Annotated in this window: 15 protein-coding genes and 1 pseudogene; 11 read left to right on the top strand and 5 right to left on the bottom strand. The window is 75.5% G+C overall.

The genetic code is table 11. The features are described 5' to 3' along the window. Positions 1 to 119 precede the first annotated feature (119 nt). Positions 120 to 1,157: a DUF4349 domain-containing protein gene (locus ACFVHB_RS18685; RefSeq protein ID WP_380322821.1), complete on the bottom strand. Its 1,038-nt coding sequence runs from the start codon at positions 1,155 to 1,157 to the stop codon at positions 120 to 122. A gap of 202 nt (positions 1,158 to 1,359) precedes the next feature. On the opposite strand from ACFVHB_RS18685, the gene ACFVHB_RS18680 reads away from it, so the two are divergent. Genes ACFVHB_RS18680 through hemQ form a run of 3 tightly spaced genes read left to right on the top strand, consistent with a single transcriptional unit; the run spans position 1,360 to position 4,149 of the window. After that, complete coding sequence (locus tag ACFVHB_RS18680; RefSeq protein ID WP_380322818.1) at positions 1,360 to 1,956, top strand: Uma2 family endonuclease; 597 nt, start codon at positions 1,360 to 1,362, stop codon at positions 1,954 to 1,956. A 34-nt stretch (positions 1,957 to 1,990) separates the two neighbouring features. Further along, positions 1,991 to 3,427: a protoporphyrinogen oxidase gene (hemG, locus tag ACFVHB_RS18675; RefSeq protein WP_380322815.1), complete on the top strand. Its 1,437-nt coding sequence runs from the start codon at positions 1,991 to 1,993 to the stop codon at positions 3,425 to 3,427. Continuing rightward, positions 3,424 to 4,149 (top strand): hydrogen peroxide-dependent heme synthase, encoded by a 726-nt coding sequence (hemQ, locus tag ACFVHB_RS18670; protein WP_380322812.1) that lies wholly within the window; start codon positions 3,424 to 3,426, stop codon positions 4,147 to 4,149. The genes hemG and hemQ overlap by 4 nt, the downstream gene beginning before the upstream one ends. 106 nt (positions 4,150 to 4,255) lie before the next feature. Here the strand turns inward: hemQ and ACFVHB_RS18665 are convergent, their stop codons facing one another. The 4 genes and pseudogenes from ACFVHB_RS18665 to ACFVHB_RS18650 form a co-directional block, all read right to left on the bottom strand. Next, positions 4,256 to 4,819 carry a hypothetical protein gene (locus ACFVHB_RS18665; protein WP_380322809.1) on the bottom strand — a complete coding sequence of 188 codons (564 nt, stop codon included), beginning with the start codon at positions 4,817 to 4,819 and terminating at the stop codon, positions 4,256 to 4,258. A gap of 98 nt (positions 4,820 to 4,917) precedes the next feature. Beyond that, the gene (locus tag ACFVHB_RS18660) at positions 4,918 to 5,697 is read right to left on the bottom strand and encodes a TIGR04222 domain-containing membrane protein (RefSeq protein WP_380322806.1); all 780 of its coding nucleotides are present in this window, start codon (positions 5,695 to 5,697) and stop codon (positions 4,918 to 4,920) included. 93 nt (positions 5,698 to 5,790) lie between these two features. After that, positions 5,791 to 6,855: a TIGR04222 domain-containing membrane protein gene (locus ACFVHB_RS18655; protein WP_380322803.1), complete on the bottom strand. Its 1,065-nt coding sequence runs from the start codon at positions 6,853 to 6,855 to the stop codon at positions 5,791 to 5,793. A 41-nt stretch (positions 6,856 to 6,896) separates the two neighbouring features. After that, positions 6,897 to 8,224, bottom strand: a pseudogene (locus ACFVHB_RS18650) (DUF692 domain-containing protein). A 258-nt stretch (positions 8,225 to 8,482) separates the two neighbouring features. On the opposite strand from ACFVHB_RS18650, the gene ACFVHB_RS18645 reads away from it, so the two are divergent. The 8 genes from ACFVHB_RS18645 to ACFVHB_RS18610 all read left to right on the top strand — a co-directional run bounded on the left by ACFVHB_RS18645 (position 8,483) and on the right by ACFVHB_RS18610 (position 16,563). Then, the gene (locus tag ACFVHB_RS18645) at positions 8,483 to 9,406 is read left to right on the top strand and encodes a GNAT family N-acetyltransferase (RefSeq protein ID WP_380322800.1); all 924 of its coding nucleotides are present in this window, start codon (positions 8,483 to 8,485) and stop codon (positions 9,404 to 9,406) included. A gap of 202 nt (positions 9,407 to 9,608) precedes the next feature. Continuing rightward, positions 9,609 to 10,355 carry a hypothetical protein gene (locus ACFVHB_RS18640; RefSeq protein WP_380322797.1) on the top strand — a complete coding sequence of 249 codons (747 nt, stop codon included), beginning with the start codon at positions 9,609 to 9,611 and terminating at the stop codon, positions 10,353 to 10,355. Between the two features lie 153 nt (positions 10,356 to 10,508). Further along, a complete protein-coding gene (locus tag ACFVHB_RS18635; RefSeq protein ID WP_380322794.1) occupies positions 10,509 to 11,534 on the top strand; it encodes an MBL fold metallo-hydrolase in 1,026 nt (341 codons plus the stop codon). 75 nt (positions 11,535 to 11,609) lie between these two features. Next, positions 11,610 to 13,778, top strand: coding sequence for an ATP-binding protein (locus ACFVHB_RS18630; protein ID WP_380322792.1), 2,169 nt, complete (start codon positions 11,610 to 11,612; stop codon positions 13,776 to 13,778). Continuing rightward, on the top strand, positions 13,775 to 14,206 hold the full coding sequence (locus ACFVHB_RS18625; RefSeq protein WP_380322789.1) for a roadblock/LC7 domain-containing protein: 432 nt from the start codon (positions 13,775 to 13,777) through the stop codon (positions 14,204 to 14,206). The genes ACFVHB_RS18630 and ACFVHB_RS18625 overlap by 4 nt, the downstream gene beginning before the upstream one ends. Then, complete coding sequence (locus ACFVHB_RS18620; RefSeq protein WP_380322786.1) at positions 14,203 to 14,565, top strand: DUF742 domain-containing protein; 363 nt, start codon at positions 14,203 to 14,205, stop codon at positions 14,563 to 14,565. The genes ACFVHB_RS18625 and ACFVHB_RS18620 overlap by 4 nt, the downstream gene beginning before the upstream one ends. 157 nt (positions 14,566 to 14,722) lie before the next feature. Next, positions 14,723 to 15,283, top strand: coding sequence for an ATP/GTP-binding protein (locus ACFVHB_RS18615; protein WP_380322847.1), 561 nt, complete (start codon positions 14,723 to 14,725; stop codon positions 15,281 to 15,283). Then, entirely contained in the window at positions 15,280 to 16,563 is a 1,284-nt protein-coding gene (locus ACFVHB_RS18610; protein WP_380322783.1) for a cytochrome P450, read from the top strand. Before ACFVHB_RS18615 ends, ACFVHB_RS18610 begins: the two co-directional genes overlap by 4 nt. Positions 16,564 to 16,575 lie beyond the last annotated feature (12 nt).

Genomic DNA, 16,575 nt, shown 5'->3' with positions numbered 1-16,575 from the left:
GAACACCCCTGCCCGGCGGGCCGACGGCGGCACCCTGGGCGTCGGCCGCCGGGGGGGCCGCGCGATCGACCGCCGGGGGGGGGGCCCCCCCGGGCCGGGGGGGCCCCCCCACCGCGCGCTCAGGAGCGCTGCCGCTCGTCCTGTTCCTCCTGCTCCAGCGGCTCCTGCTGCTGCGAGGGCAGGTGGGCGGGAATCGGCGGCACCGGCGGCACCGGCGGCACCGGCGCGCCCGGCCGGCCGCCCGGCCGGCGTCGGCGCACCAGCCAGAACGCCAGCGCCGCCGGCCCGAGCACCAGCAGGAACGGCGTCACCGCCGCGACCGCCACGGCGAGTCCGCGCACGATCGCGACCAGCACGTGCCAGCCGCCGCCCAGCGCGGAGCCGACCGAGGCCCAGAAGCCCTCGTCCTTCTCCTTCTTGACGTCCGGCTGGTCCCGGACGGGCTTCGGCTCCCGCCGCACGTCCAGCGTGATGGTGGAGAGCGAGGTCTTCGCCGACAGCTCCTTCAGCTGCTTCTGCAGCGATTCGAGGTCCGCCTCGCGGCGGCTGAGCTCGCCCTCCAGGCTGGTGATCTCGGCCAGTGTCTTCGCCTGCGCCATCAGCGCCCGGACCCGGTCGACGCTGGCCTGCTGGGTCTGCACCCGGCTCGACACGTCCGCCACCTGCTGGGTCAGATCGTCCGCCTGGCTCCGGCGCGACAGCACCTCGCCGAGGGCGGCGAGCTGGTCCAGCGTCTGCTGGAACGTCGCCGACGGCACCTTGACCGTGATCTGGCCGGTCTGCCCGGCGTTCTCGTCGCCCCCACCGCTCACGGTCTCGGCACCGACGTAGCCCCCGGCGGAGGCCGCCAGCTCCCGTGCCTTCGCCAGCACCGCGGGGACGTCCTTGCCGCGCAGCGACAGCTGTGCGGTGTACGCGATCAGCCGGTTGTCGGCCACCGTGACCGGCCCCGGCGTCGCCACCCCCTTGGCGTCCGCCGCGGCCCCGCCGGGGGAGGCCGCCACCGGAGGGGCCGGCGCCGGCGCGGCGGCGCCCTTCGCCGCACTGTCCACGCCCCGCTCGGCGCCCCCCGCACCGCACCCCCCGACCAGCACCACGGCCGCGACCACCGCCGCCGCCCCCGCTCTGCGCCCCGACCCGAGCCGTCCTCGCACCACGATCGAACCCTCCCCAAGTCCCGTACCAGGCGCCCGGATCCGGACGCCCGGACCATTGGACGGACCCCCGCGCCGATCGGACCCGCCCGGGAGATCGCAACTCGATCACGGCTTGATGGCGGCCCGGACAAGGCGGTCACCGAAACGGGTGAGAGCCAGCCGGTGAGGCCAAGGGCAGGCTCGTTCGGGCTACGGTGAGGGCATGGGTGAGTTGCCGGACTGGATGTACCCGCCCCGCGAGGAGGGGTGGTTCGCCGATGATCTCGACCACCTGCCCCAGGCGCCGCGGCACACCGAACTGATCGAGGGAGCACTGGTCTTCATGACCTCCCCGCAGCGCTCCTGGCACAGCCGTACCGTCACGGCCCTGACCGCCCTGCTGGAGGAGCTTGTACCGGAGGGGTTCCTCGCCGAGCGCGAGATGACGATCAAGCTGGACGGGCGAAACCGACCGGAGCCGGATCTGGTGGTCGCCACCGCCGACTACGATCCCGACCGGACCTGGTACGCAACCGAGGACGTGGCACTGGTCGTCGAGGTCGTCTCGCCCGAGTCCGCCGATCGCGACCGCATCGTCAAGGTGCGGAAGTACGCCGAGGCCGGCATCCCGTACTACTGGGTGATCGAGGAGGAGGGCGGCCTGCCGGTGGTGCATGTCTTCGAGCTCGAGAGCAGCACCTCGTCCTACGCCCCCGCCGGGATCTTCCGGGGCCGGCTGAAGCGGCCGGTGCCGTTCCCCGTCGACATCGACCTCGACGCGCTCGTGCCGGCACCGAAGCGGTCGAAGCGGGCGGATTGAGGCATTCGTGTAAAGACCTGCGAGACTGCGGGGCATGGCGCAAGCACAGGTCGTAGTGATCGGCGGCGGGATCGCGGGGCTGGCCGCCGCCGCGTTCCTGAGCGGGGCGGCGGGGGAGCCCGCGCGGGCGCGGGTGACGCTGCTGGAGGCGTCCGAGCGGCTCGGCGGGAAGCTGCACGGCGGTGAGGTCGGCGGGGTCCGGGTGGACCTCGGGGCCGAGTCGATGCTGGCCCGGCGGCCGGAGGCGGTCGAGCTGGCGCAGGCGGTCGGCCTGGGCGAGGAGCTGGAGCCGCCGACCACCGCCAAGGCCGCGATCTGGACCCGCGGCGCGCTGCGACCGCTGCCCGGCGGGCAGGTGATGGGCGTCCCCGGTGACCTGGCGGCACTCGCCGCGTCCGGGGTGCTCACCGCCGAGGGGCTGGAGCGGGCCCGGCACGAGAGCGTCGGCGAGGGGGTCGCGGACGACGTCGCGATCGGGCGGTACGTCGCCGAGCGGCTGGGCCGCGAGGTGGTGGACCGGCTGGTCGAACCGCTGCTCGGCGGCGTCTACGCGGGGCACGCGGACGAGATCTCGCTGCGCGCCGCCGTACCGCAGCTGCTCGCGATCGCCCGCGGCGGCGGCTCGCTGGTCGAGGGCGTGCACGAGCTGGCCACCCGGCCGCAGACCGTCTCCACCCCCGTCTTCCAGGGCCTGCGCGGCGGCCTCGGCACGCTGCCCGGGGCGGTCGCCGCGGCCTGCGCGAAGGCCGGCGTCGAGCTGCGCACCCGGACGGCCGTCGACGAGCTGCGCCGCACCCCCGCCGGCTGGCGGGTGGTGACCGCCGACGGCGAGGCCCTGCACGCCGACGCCGTGGTGCTGGCGGTGCCCGCGCCCGCCGCGGCCCGGCTGCTGCGCGCCGACGCCCCCGGGGCGGCCGCCGAGCTGGACGGCGTCGAGTACGCGGGGATGGCGCTGGTCACCCTGGCGTTCCGGCGGGCCGACCTGCCGGAGCCGCCGGCCGGCAGCGGGTTCCTGGTGCCGCCGGTGGACGGCCGCCGGATCAAGGCGTCCACCTTCTCGTCCAACAAGTGGGGCTGGCTGGAGCGCTCGGCCCCGGACACCTTCGTCCTGCGCACCTCGCTCGGCCGGCTGCGCGAGGAGCAGCCGCTGGAGCTGTCGGACGAGGAGCTGGTGGCGCAGTCGCTGGCCGACCTGGGCGAGGCGATCGGCCTGAGCGCCCGCCCGTACGACACCGCCGTCACCCGTTGGCGGGCCGGTCTGCCGCAGTACCCGGTCGGCCACCTCGACCGGGTGGCGCGGATCCGGGCGGCGGCCGCCCGGGTGGGCGGACTGGCGCTGTGCGGGGCCGCGTACGACGGGGTGGGCATCCCGGCCTGCGTCGCGAGCGCGCGGGCGGCCGTCGCCGAGCTCGACAAGATGTTGACCCCGCCGACCGGGGAGCACGTCACGGAGAGGACAATGGGCGCATGACTGAGACCGTTGAGCAGCAGCCGGAGCAGCAGCCCGAGAAGAAGAAGGCGCGCGACCTGAACCAGGTCATCCGCTACACCATGTGGTCGGTGTTCAAGCTCAAGGGCGACCTGCCCGAGGACCGCACCGCCCTGGCCGCCGAGGTGGACGAGCTGTTCGCCCAGCTCGCCGCGAAGGACGTCACGGTGCGCGGCACCTACGACGTGTCGGGTCTGCGCGCGGACGCCGACATCCTGGTCTGGTGGCACGCGGCGGACTCGGACGACCTGCAGGAGGCGTACAACCGCTTCCGCCGCACCGGCCTGGGCCGGGTGCTGGAGCCGGTCTGGTCGAACATGGCGCTGCACCGCCCGGCGGAGTTCAACAAGTCGCACATCCCGGCGTTCCTCGCCGACGAGCGCCCGCGCGACTACGTCTGCGTGTACCCGTTCGTCCGCTCCTACGAGTGGTACCTGCTGCCGGACGCCGAGCGGCGCGCGATGCTCGCCGAGCACGGCCAGATGGCGCGCGGCTACCCGGACGTGCGGGCCAACACGGTGGCCTCGTTCGCGCTCGGCGACTACGAGTGGCTGCTCGCCTTCGAGGCGGACGAGCTGCACCGGATCGTCGACCTGATGCGCGACCTGCGCCCGTCCCGCGCGCGGCTGCACGTCCGCGAGGAGGTGCCGTTCTTCACCGGCCGCCGCAAGCCGGTGAGCGAGCTCCTCAACGGCCTGGTCTGAGCAACGGCCCGGTCCGAGCAACGGCCCGGTCCGAGCGTCGTCGGCCCCGAGGGCCGGTCCCCCGTCAACGCGGGTGACCGGCCCTCGGCGCGTTCCCGGCGCGCACTCAGGGGCGTTCGCCCGCGAAGTCGCGCAGCACCGCGAGGTAGTGGCTGCCGAGGTCGACCCGGGTGATCCGGCCGAGCCGGAACTTCGTCGGCTCCTCGTACCAGCGCGCCTCGGTGTCGACCTGGTGCAGCCGCAGCGATTTGGGGCGCAGGCCGGTGACCGTGCCGACCCAGCAGACGTCGGGTGCGCTCTCCTCGGTGTGCAGCGCGACCAGCCCGTAGGCCCGGCTCGCCGCCTCGACCAGGCCCGGCAGGTCGTCCAGCGGCAGGTCGCCGGCCGGCGGGCGGACCGGCCAGTCGCCGGCCCGGCGCAGGGCCCGGACGGTCAGGCCGTCCTCGTCGCCGACCCGGCGGACCTTGCGCAGGTCGGCGGTGCGGACGGCGGTCCAGCCGTCGAGCCGGTGGTCGGTGCAGGCGGCCAGCAGGGTCCAGACCGGGCCGGTGCCGAGGACGAAGCCCTCCAGCCGGTCGGCGCCGGGGATCGAGCGGCGCAGCCGGACGAGCCCGCCGCCGCGCGGGGCGTGGTCGAGGGCGGGTGTCGCGGTGCTCGGCGTGCGGTCCATGGCGGCAGTCTGCCCCGGTCCGGGCGGCCGGTGCATCCGGGTTTCGGACGCAGGTGGGGCACCCGGGCCGGCGTGGCTCCGGGGTGGTTCCGGGGGCATCAGTGGCGGTGGCGGAGGGCGGCGCGGAGGCGGGCGTCGGGGTGGGCGGCGGGGCCGATCATGGCGACGGCGGTGAGCAGTTCGCGCTCGTCGTCGTCGGTGAGGCCGTGCTGGCGCGGCGGGCGGACCTCGCGGAGCACCTCCTGGCCGACCGGGGAGGCCCAGCGGGTGTAGGGGTAGACGTCGACCCGGGCCATCAGCAGCGTGCCCGAGGTGAGCACCAGCGGCAGCGAGAACCAGGCGAGCGGGGCCAGCGCGTCACCGTCCGCGAAACCGCCGAAGGCCAGCGCGCCGGCCAGCAGGACCAGCGACAGCAGCAGCGCCTGCCGGACCTGCCGGATCACCAGGACGGTCTGCCGCTGGACCGGCGCCGGGGTGGCCAGCCCGGCCAACGCGAGCCGGGCGCCGATCTCCAGGACGGTGGGGTGGACGGCCATCGCCCGGCGCAGGTCCTCCGTCGGGCACTGGCCTTCCGGGCCGACGGTGGCGACCACCGCGCGCTCCAGCCGGCTGCGGCCCTTCGGGTCGACCACGGTGGTCCAGCCGGTGTGGGCGAGGTGGAGCCGGCCGCGGGAGGCCATCAGGACCAGCGCGAGGTCGACCACCCGGTCGGGGCCGCCGGCCAGGTACGCCGTCTCGTACAGCCCGATCCCGACCGCCTCGGGCGGCCGGGGCCCCTCCTGACCGGTGAGCGCGTCGGCGGTGGCGGTCATCCGGACCAGCCGGATGCAGGAGTAGACCGCGGCGGCGCAGGCCGGTATCAGGAAGAGCAACCACATGGGCTTGTTGTAGACCCGCCCTCGCCGCGCGGGGAACGCCTTCCCGGACCGCGATACCGAACTGTGACGCGGGAGACGGGCGGGCCGGGGGCCTCAGGAGCCGCAGCCGCCACCGCCACCGCAGCTGGAGCCGCAGCTGGACGAGGACCCGCAGCTGCTGGAGCTGGAGCCGCAGCTCGACGAGGAGGACGACCCGCAGCTCGACGAGGACGAGCCGCAGCTGCTGCTGCCGCAGCTCGAACCCGAGGAGCCGGAGTCCGAGGAGGAGCCGCACCAGATGGTCGAGCTCCCGCAGGTGGAACCGGAGGACGAGGACGAGGAGTTGGACTGGCCCCCGCCCGCGAGCGCCGCCCTGGTGGCCGCCTCGTGGGCCGCGTCCTCGGCGGCGGCGGTCAGCAGCGCGTCCTGCAGTTCCGGGTCGTCCAGTCCGCCGGCGGCCAGCCCGCCGAGCGCGACCGCGCCGAGCAGGAGGGCGGCCGCCTCGGGCGCTCCGACGCCGGGCCGCCACGCGCCACCGGTGGTCATCAGTGCGAGCTGACGCCGCCCGGCCGGGGTGATCCGCCCCCGGTGCGGCCGGGTGACGAGCAGTGAGACCAGCCCGACCCCGAGCAGGACGAGCGGGATCCACAGCGCCGGGCTGTCGGAACCGGCGGTGCCGTCGTCCAGGACGTAGGCCAGGACGGTGGTGGCCACCACGGCGAGCAGCGCGAACCAGATCAGCCGGTGCGCCGAGCGGGCCCTGCGCATCCGGTCCGGGCGGCGCAGCAGTCCCCGGTCGGCGAGGCCGTCGCCGAGCTTCTGGACGGCGGAGGAGCGCATCACGGTGCGGCGCAGCGGGCCGAGTTCGCGCTGCCCGGTCGGTCCGACGGCGTCGATGATCGCCTGGTCCACGGCGTCGTAAGGGGTGGCGTCGGTGATGGTGACCAGGCGGTCCCGGTTGATCACGACGCGGCCGGCCTGGTGCATCCGCAGGAGCGCGGTGTCGAACACCCGGCCCGGCCCGCCGGCGAGGAAGGCGGTCTCCAGCAGCGGCAGGCCGCGGCCGGGCAGGCCGAGGGCGTGGCGGACCCGCCCGACCTGCTGCTTGGCCTGCGCCGCGTACAGGGCGGCGGCGGCGAGTGGTACGGCCGGGATGAGGAAGTAGCTGTTGTGCCACATGGGCGGTCCCCCCGAACGGGTTGGTGCGGTTCTCGATGCGGTCAGTGGGTGGGCCGGCGGCCGGGCGTGAGGGCCCGGCGCAGGCGGGTGAGCGGGCCGGGCGGCTGCTCCGGGGCGGGGCCGTCGAGCCACCGCTCCAGGGCCCGGCGCTGCTCGGGGCCGAGCCCCTCCCCGGGGCCGTAGGCCGAGGTGTTGGCCAGCGCCCAGGCGGCGAAGGCCCGGGCGTCGGCGCGGTACCCGCCGGTCTGCGGGTGCCGGCGCGCGTAGGCGAGGAACAGCGGCCCGTACTGCGGCCCGAGCAGCCGGGGCAGGTCCGGGGCCACCTTGGCCGCGGTGTCCCGGCGCTTGTGGGCCAGGCCCAGCGCCTGGGCGTGGACCTGGGCCTCGTCGAAGCCCGGTGGGACCGGCCCGCCCGCCACCAGGGCGGCCAGCAGGGCCTCCTGGCGCTCGGCCAGCCGGGCGCGGGCGGCGGCGAGGCCGGCGTCCTCCGGGGGCGTCAGGATCTCCGGGGTCGTCACGGCTGCCGGGCTCCGTCCAGGACGCGCCGGATGGCGTCCAGTTCGGCGGCCAGCTCCGCGGGCGGCGGGAAGTTGGCGTCGCGTTCCAGCAGCACGCCGGGCGGTGCGACCCGTGCGCACAGCTCGGCGAGCACCTCCAGCACGGGCTCGGTGACGGGGTGGGCGTGGGTGTCGTGCCAGACGCCGTCGACCAGCCGGCCGCCCGCCACGTGGACGTAGGCGAGCGCCTCCAGCGGAAGCCGGTCCAGCTCGGCGGCCGGGTCCAGGCCGAGGTTGACCCGGTTGGTGTGCAGGTTGGCGACGTCGATCAGCAGCCGGACGCCGGTGCGCTCGACCAGCTCGGCGAGGAACTGTCCCTCGGTCAGCTCGTCGTCCGGCCAGGCCAGCTGGGCGGCGATGTTCTCCAGGGCCAGCGGCACCGGCAGCTGGTCCTGCGCGATCCGGACGTTCTCGGCGATCACGTCGAGCGCGTCGCGCGAGCGCGGCACCGGCAGCAGGTGCCCGGCCTCCAGGCCGCCGGCCCGGACGAACGCCAGGTGCTCGGTGACCAGCGGCGAGCCGAGCGCCCCGGCCGTCTCGGCGAGCCTGCCGAGCCGGGCCGGGTCGGGCCGGTCGGCGCCGCCGAGGCCGAGCGAGACGCCGTGCGGGATCACGGTGACGCCGCGCGCCCGCAGGACCCGCAGCGACTCGGGCAGGTGGCCGGCGCAGACGTTCTCGGCGACCACCTCGACCCAGTCCAGGCCCGGCTGGCGCTCGACCACGAGGTCGATCTCGCTGCGCCAGCCGAGGCCGACGCCCAGGGTGCCGCCGTCGGCCCGCCGGGCAGGGGTGTTCAGTGCAGGGGAGGTCATCGGTGCGCCCCCTTCGGAGGGCTGGGTGGGAGGCCGTCGGCCGGCGCGGGCGTCGTCGCCAGGGCCGGTCCGGGCCGTGCTGCTGAGGATGTCCCCGGGCGCGGTGGCTGCCAAGCATTGCCCGGTAATCTCAGAGCATTACTTGAGCTTGCCGGCCCGTGCAGGAGGGACTCTAGCCCCCTCCCGGCGGAAGAACCGCAGGTGGTGGCGGAAATTCGGAGGCGGCCGGGGCCTCCGGGACGCTACCGTGGCCCGCCTATGACGAGACTGACGATTCGTGACTTCCGGCCCGCCGACGCCGAGGCCGTGGCCGCCGCCCACAGCGCGGGGCGTGAGCACCTGGTGCTCCGGCCCGAGGTGTTCGTGTGGATGGACGCCCACCTCCCGGCGGAGCGGCACCACCGCACCCTCGTCGCCGAGCTCGACGGCCGGGTGGCCGGCGCGCTGCGCTGCGGCCTGGTCACCGGCACCACCACCAAGGGCATCGGCTACGCCAACGGCAGCATCCTGCCCGCGTACCGGCGCCGCGGCGCGTTCACCGCGCTCCTCGAAGCGGCCGAGGCCCACCTCGCCGAGCACGGCGTGGTCGAGGTGCACAGCTGGGTGGACGAGGAGCCGGCCGCGCTGGAGTTCGCGGCGAACCGCGGTTTCACCCCGGGGAGCACGGCCCACTTCGCCGGCCGTGACCTCGCGCTGCCGCTGCCGCCGGCCCCCGCACTGCCGGAGGGCGTGGAGCTGCGTCCGTCGAGCGAGTGGCTGGACGACCCGTACCCGATCTTCGTCGTCGAGGCGGACGCGATCCGGGACGAGCCGGGCGAGATCGTGATGGACGCCGCGGACTACGAGGAGTTCCTGAACGGCGACTGGGCCCGGCCGGACCTCCACCACGAGCTCACCGTGGTCGCGGTGGTCGACGGCGAGCCGGTCGCGTTCAGCGCGGTGCACACGGACGGCGTCGACCGCTACTGGTCGGCCTTCACGGCCTGCCGGCGGGACTTCCGGGGGCGGGGCCTGAGCAAGCTCGCCAAGTACGAGTCGCTGCGCCGGGCGCGGGCCGCGGGCTTCCGGCGGGCGTACACCAGCAACGACGCGACCAACGCACCGATGCTCGCGATCAACGAGTGGCTCGGGTACGAGCGCTGCGCGAGCGAGCGGAAGTTCACCAAGCGACTGGGCGGCTGACGGGCTGACGGGCTGACGGACGGGAGGGCGCGGGCCAGGGCCGAGGCGGGGGCCCGGCTCTCCCTCACCCGCAGGAGTGAATCGGGCGCACACCCGGCACGACGCGCCGGGTGTGCTGCTGTGCCGGGAGTTCCTGGTGTTCTACGGGGCATCACCTCACGGCAGACAGTTCGTGCCCGAGTCTTCCGCGCGGGGGGATGGTATGGAGATCCTGCTTCAGGTCCTGGTCGGATTCGTTCCGGCCGTGATCGGCTTCCTCGCGGCCCGCTCCCTCGCCCGCGCCCGGCTCTTCCTCCGCTACGGCTTCCTCCGGGCGCTGCTCGCCCCCTACAGCCGGGTGCAGATCATCACCCCGAGCATCGAGGTGGCGGAGTTCGCCTTCGCCAAGGACGGCCGCCGGTTCACCAGCCGCGGCCCGCGGAACGTCCTCTTCATGCCGATGGCCGAAGCCCGGGCGATAGCCCAACTCACCGATCTGCTAAGGAAGATCAACCGCAAGGCGACGATCGAGCTGGTCACCGCCGGGGCGCAGGACCCGCGGATGCCGACCTTCTCGGTCGGCGGCCCGAGCGTCAACCCGTACTCGGCGAGCGTGCTCGGCGCGGCCTTCCCGGACTTCTGCATCGAGTACCCGGAGGCGGCCCGGGCCCGTTGGGGCGGGATGGCCTTCGAGGCGCAGTACAACGCCGCCGACGAGCTGATCCGCGACCACGGTTTCGTCTTCGTCACCCACACCTCGCGGCACGCTCCCTGCATCGTGCTCTGCGGCGTCTTCGCCTTCGGCTCGGCGATGGCGGTCGAGGCGCTGGCCGCGGCGACCCGCAAGTCCCCGCTGGCCGCGCTCTTCCGCAGCGGGGAGAAAGGATTCGCCGCCGTCGAGGGCCGCGTGATCGGCCTGGACACCGTCGACGTGACGGTGGAGGTGTGCCGCCTCCTCCCGGCGGCCTGAGCCCTTCCCGTCCTCCGTCCTGCCCCTTGAGACGAAGTGGTTCAGACCGCACCGGTGCGAAGGGGGACAGGTCGGGAGGTTCTGGGGCAGGAAGTGGCCGGAATCGCAGGGGTTTTGCTCCGCTCCTGTCACATCATCGGCATAATCGCGCCCATGACGATCAGCCGCGCGAACGTGAGCGCGATTGCCGAAGACCTGTACGTGTGGCTTCCGCCGAAGCGCGGCTGGGGGCTGGCCAACTGTGGGCTGCTGGCCTCGCCGCGCACCGCACTCTGGATCGACACGCCCTACGACCCCTCCCTCGCCGCCGAGTTCCTCGCCGAGAGCCGCAAGCGGCTGGCCGACGGGGTCACCGTCGACCGGGTGGTCGTCACCCACGCCAACGGGGACCACCTGTGGGGCGCGGGGGTGCTCCCGGACGCCGAGGTGATCGCCACCCGCGAGGCACTGGACCACATCCACTACGAGCCGACGCCCAAGCAGCAGCACGCGCTGGTCACCGGCGGCGACCCGGACTCGCTCCTCGGCGGCTACCTCCAGGAGCACTTCGGCCAGTTCGACTGGTCGGCGACCGAGCCGGTCCACCCGCACACCGTGTTCCGCGGCGAGCTGGAACTGCGGGTGGGGGAGTACCCCGTGCAGATCACCGCCCTGCCGGCCGCGCACACCGGCGGCGACCTGCTGGTGCACCTGCCGCACCAGCGCGCGGTGTTCACGGGTGACGTGATCTTCGGCTCGACGCCCGAACAGCCCGGCGACCACCCCTCGCACTGGGCCGGCCCGCTGGAGAACGTCATCGCCGCCTGCGAGCAGGCGCTCGCCACCGGCGCCGAGGTGTTCGTCCCCGGCCACGGCCCGGTGCTCGACCGGGCCGGCGTCCGGGCCCACATCGCGTACCTCGCCTACGTGCGCGAGCGCGCGCACACGCTGCACGCCGCCGGGATACCCGCGCTGGACGCCGCCCGGCGGGTCATCGCCGAGCAGCGCCACCCCGAACTCGGCCTGCCCGAGCGGCTGGTGCTCACCGTGGCCGCCGAGTACCGGCACCTGGACGGCAGCGAGGTGCCGAACGTCCTGGAGGCGATGAGCCAGGTCGCGCTGGTCGCCCGGGAACTGGCCCAGGACGCCGCCCGCCCGACGCGGCCCCGACCCGGGGACGCCGCCGGCGCCCCCGCCTGACCGCCGGTCCACCCCGGTCCGGCTCGACCGGCCGCACCTTCCAGCCCCTTCGATCGAGGACTTCCGAGGACGTCGATGACGCAGACCGCGCAGCTCGCCCTGGCGGTGATCGCGATCGCCGCACTCGCGGCGACCGGTGCCCTGGCCCGCGGACGGTCCCGGGCGCTCGCCCGGGCCGTCACCGCCGAGACGGCCGCCGCCCACAGCGAGGAGCGGGCCCGGGCCGCCGACGGCCGGCTGGCCCGGGGCGAGCGCCAGCTGCGCGAGGCGCAGGAGGTCACCCGCCGGGCGACCGAGGAGGCCAGGCGCGCCGAGACCAGGGCCCTGGCCACCGAGGGCCGGGCCCGCGAGGCCGACCAGCGCACCGCCGCGGCGGAGCACCGCGCGGCCGAGGCCGAGCTGCACGTCCGCGCGGCCGAGGAGCGCACCGCGGAGGCCGGCCGGCGGGCCGAGGAAGCGGACCGCCGGACCGCCGGCCTGCTGGCCGAGGTCGGCCATCTCGCCGCCGAGCGGGTGGCCGCCGCCGCCCTGCGGCTCAGCCACCCCAACGCGCCCGCCGCCGGACCGCTGGACGCGCGAGCCGTCGGCCCGGAGGCGGTGCTCGCGTTGCAGGCCGTCCTGGACGCCGCCACCGCCGCCGTCACCGACGAGCGCGAACGGGTCGACGCCGCCGCCCGGGCCGCGATGCGCGGCGCCACCTCCAAGATCCAGACGCTGCTCTACCAGATCCAGAGCCTGGTCCAGCAGCTCCAGCACGAGAACGACGACCCGCGACTGCTGGAGGTCGACTTCCGCAACGAGGTCGCGCTGCGCCGGATCCAGACCATCGCGGTGCTCTGCGAGGCGTGGCCCGGCCTGGCCCGGACCGATTCGCCGCTGGCCGAGGTGGTCGTCGGAGCCCTCTCCCGGGTGCCCGGCTACGCCCGGATCAAGGTCGCCAACCACCTGCGGGAGAGCCGGTTGGCCGTGGTGGCCCGGGCCGCCGAGCCGCTCGCCATCGCGGTGGCCGAGCTTCTCGCCAACGCCACCGCGTACTCGCACCCGGAGACCGACGTCCCGGTCACCGTCCAGCAGGGCGGCCGCGGCGCGCTGGTGATCATCGACGACAGCGGCATCGGCATGGAGGAGGACCAGCTGCGCCGGGCCCGCCGGCTGCTGGCCGGCCCGCCCGAGGTGTTGCTGACCGAGCTGGGCAACCCGCCGAAGACCGGCTTCGCGGTGGTCGGCAAGCTCGCCCGGCAGTACGGCTTCGCCTGCCACATCGAGCCCTCCCCGTACGGCGGCATGCGGACCATCGTGCGGATCCCGGCCGGGCTGCTGACCGTCGTGGACCAGGAGCAGCCGCTCTCGGTGCTCACCCCGCTGCCGCTGCGCGCCGGCGCGGGGCCGGCCCCCGCGCCCACCGTGCAGGTGGTGCCTTCCCCGCGTGACGGGTCCGACGGGCACGGTGGGTCGGACGGGCACAGTGGGTCGGAGGGGCACAGCGGGTCGGGCGGGCACGGTGCGCCGGACGGGCACGGCCTGCCGCCCCGGCACGCCGCGCCGGCCATGCACGTCGTGCCGTCGGTGCAGGACGTGCCGTCCGACGGCACCGGGCTGCCCAGCCGTCGCCGTCGCCAGCCGCTCGCCCAGCAGCAGCCGGCCGGCGGCACGGACGGCCGGACCGCACGGCCCGCCGGGACGGCCGACGGTACGGCGGCCGGCGGCACGCGGGAGGCCCCCGGCGGCGGCCTGGCCCGGCGGACCCCCGAGGAGGCCGCCGCCCGCTGGCAGGCACTGCAACAGGGCACCGGCTCCGGCCGGGCCGCCGTCGCCGAGGCGGCCACCGAGGCCGCGGAGGCCTCCGGGACCGCCGGAGCCGCAGCGCCCGCCGCCCCCGCGACCGCCCCCGCCGCACCGGACACCGCCGACGCCGCCCCCACCGGCGCCGATACCGCCGCCCCCACCGGCGCCGACACCACCGGCTCCGGCCGGGCCGCCGTCGCCGAGGCGGCCACCGAGGCCGCGGAGGCCTCCGAGGCCGCCGGAGCCACAGCGCCCGCCGGAGCCGCAGCGCCCGCCGCCGCCGCGACCGCCCCCGCCGCACCGGACACCGCCGACGCCGACACCACCGGCGCCGACACCGCCGCCCCCACCGGCGCCGACACCACCGGCAGCACCGACGACACCGGTACCGCCGACCGCACCGGTGGTCCGGCCGAGCAGGCCGGCCCCGCCCAGTCCTCCGAAGGAGCCGAGCAGTGAGCAGCACGCCCAGCCCGACCACCACCGACGAGATCTCGTGGGTGCTGACCCCGCTGCTGGAGCTGCCGGGCGTCGTGCACGCGGTGATCGCCACCGGTGACGGCCTCGTCGAGGGCGCCTCGGACGGCCTCGGCCGCGCCTCCGCCGAGCGGGTCGCCGCGATGACGGCCACCGTGCACGCCGCCGCCCGCGCGTTCACCACCGCCTTCACCGACACCGAGCAGCCCCGGCTGGCGCAGACCGTGGTCGAGTCCGAGCAGGGCTTCGCGATCGTCGTCCCGGCCGGCGAGAACACCTCGCTGGCGGTGTTCACCACCCCGGACGCCCAGCTCGGCAACGTGGCCTACCAGATGCAGGTCCAGGTCGCCGCCCTGGGCCGCGCCCTGGCGAGTCCGGCCAGGCGGCAGGGCGTCAGCGCCCGGTCATGACCGCCGTCCCCCGCAGGCGGATGGTCCCCGCCTACCTGGCCACCGGCGGCCGCGCCCGGCCCGGCTCGGCCGGCTTCGAGCGGCTGACCGTCCTGCACGCCACCGGCGCCGAGCCGCCGCAGGCGCTGTACGAGCTGGAGGACGAGCACCGCCGGCTCTGGGAGCTGCTGCAGCCGGGCGCCCTGACCGTGGTGGAGGCCGCGGCCCACCTGCGGCTCCCGGTCAGCGCCACCGTCTTCCTCGCGGCGGACCTCGTCGAGGCGGGCTGCCTCCGCGCCCGCGCCCCGATCCCCCGTGCCCAGCAGACCGACCGTTCCATCGTCGAGAGGCTCCTCGTTGGACTCCGCACTCTCCGGTAGCCCCGCCGGACCCTCCGGTGGCGCCGCCGGGCCGTCCGGCAGCCGGACCGTCGACCGGACCGACGGCCAGACCGACGGCCAGACCGTCGACCAGACCGACGACCGGGCGTCCGGGACGGGTCGGGTGGGCTACCTGCCCGACCGGGACCAGACGCTGATGAAGCTGGTCGTCGCCGGCCCGTTCGGCGTCGGGAAGACGACGCTCATCCGCACCCTCTCGGAGATCCCCACCCTCCACACCGAGGAGGCGATGACCGAGACCGGCGCCCCGGTGGACGACACCGCGCTGCTGCCGGACAAGGCCACCACCACGGTGGCGGTCGACTTCGGCCGGCTCACCCTGCCCGGCCGGGTGGTGCTCTACATGTTCGGCACGCCCGGCCAGCGCCGCTTCTTCCCGCTCTGGCAGGACATCGCCCGCGGCGCGGTCGGCGCCCTGGTGCTGGCGGACACCCGTCGGCTGGCCGACTCGTTCGAGATCATGGACATGGTCGAGGAGCAGGGCCTGCCGTACGCGGTCGCCGTCAACTGCTTCCCCGACGCGCCCGTGCACCCGGTCGAGGTGCTCCGGAAGCACCTGGACCTGCACACCGACACCCCGCTGGTGCTCTGCGACGCCCGCGAGCGCCGCGCCAGCCTGGACGCGCTGATCGCGCTGGCCGAGCACGTGCTGCACGGCCTGCCCGCAGCCCCCGACGCCGCCCCGGAGCAGCCGTGACCAGCACCGACGCATCCGCCCCCACCGTCGACGCGCAGCCCGCCGACCCCGCAGACCACTCCGGTCACCCGGACCGCGCCGACCACGCCGACCACCCCGACCGGCCGGTCCCGATCCACGGCCCGGCGTTCGCCGCCGACCCGCACCGCGTCTACGAGCGGCTGCGCCGCCACGGCCCCGTCGCCCCGGTGGAGATCGCGCCGGGCGTCGAAGCCCTGCTGGTCACCGACTACCAGGCCGCGCTGGACCTGCTGCGCGACACCGACACCTTCTCCAAGGACTCCCGGGCCTGGCAGCGGACGGTGTCGCCGACCTCCCCGCTGCTGCCGGTGCTCGGCTACCGCCCCACCGCCCTGTTCAGCGACGGCGAGGTGCACGCCCGCTACCGCCAGGTCATCACCGACGGCCTCGCCCTGCTCGAACCGCACGTGCTCCAGCGCCGGGTCGCCGAGGTCGCGCACCGGCTGATCGACACCTTCGAGGCCACCGGCACGGCCGACCTGATCGCCGAGTACGCCCGGCAGCTGCCGGTGTTCGTCTTCAACACCTGGTTCGGCGTGCCCGAGGAGCACAGCGCCCGGCTGGTGGCCGGCATCGGGAGCCTGATCGAGTCCACCGAGAAGGCGGTCGCCGCGTACGGGGACCTCCTCGCGGTCGTCACCGCCATGGTGGCCGAGCGGCGCGAGCGCCCTCGCCACGACCTGACGTCCTGGTTCCTCACCCACCCGGCCGGGCTGGACGACGACGAGGTGGTCCGGCAGATCACGCTCACCATGATCGCCGGGCACCAGCCGACCACCAACCTGATCGGCAACGCGCTGCTGCGCCTGCTCACCGACGCCCGGTACGCCGGTTCGCTGTTCGGCGGCGCCATGACGGCGTACCAGGCGATCGACGAGGTGCTCTGGCACGAGCCGCCGATGGCGAACCTCTCCGCGCACTACCCCCGCTACGACATCACCTTCCACGGCCGCGAGATCCCGGCCGGCTCGCTGGTGCTGGTCTCCTACGCGGCCGCCAACTCCCAGGCCGCGCCGCCCACCGGCGGCACCGGACTGCGCAGCGGCGAGTCCGCCCACCTGGCCTGGGCGGCCGGCCCGCACGCCTGCCCCGCCCGCGACCCCGCGCTGCTGATCGCGATCACCGCGATCGAGCAGCTCACCAGCCGCCTCGGCGACCTCGAACTCGCCACCCCGGCCGAGGAGCTGCTCTGGCGCCCGGGCCCGTTCCACCGCGCCCTGGTCCACCTCCCGGTCCGCTTCCAGCCGGTCTCCGGGTAGCCCGGGGGCGAG

The organism is Kitasatospora sp. NPDC127111, from assembly GCF_042677465.1.
Taxonomy (GTDB): Bacteria; Actinomycetota; Actinomycetes; order Streptomycetales; family Streptomycetaceae; genus Kitasatospora.
Note: the sequence above shows the minus strand (reverse complement) of the source record. Positions and strands in the feature narration are given on the sequence as shown.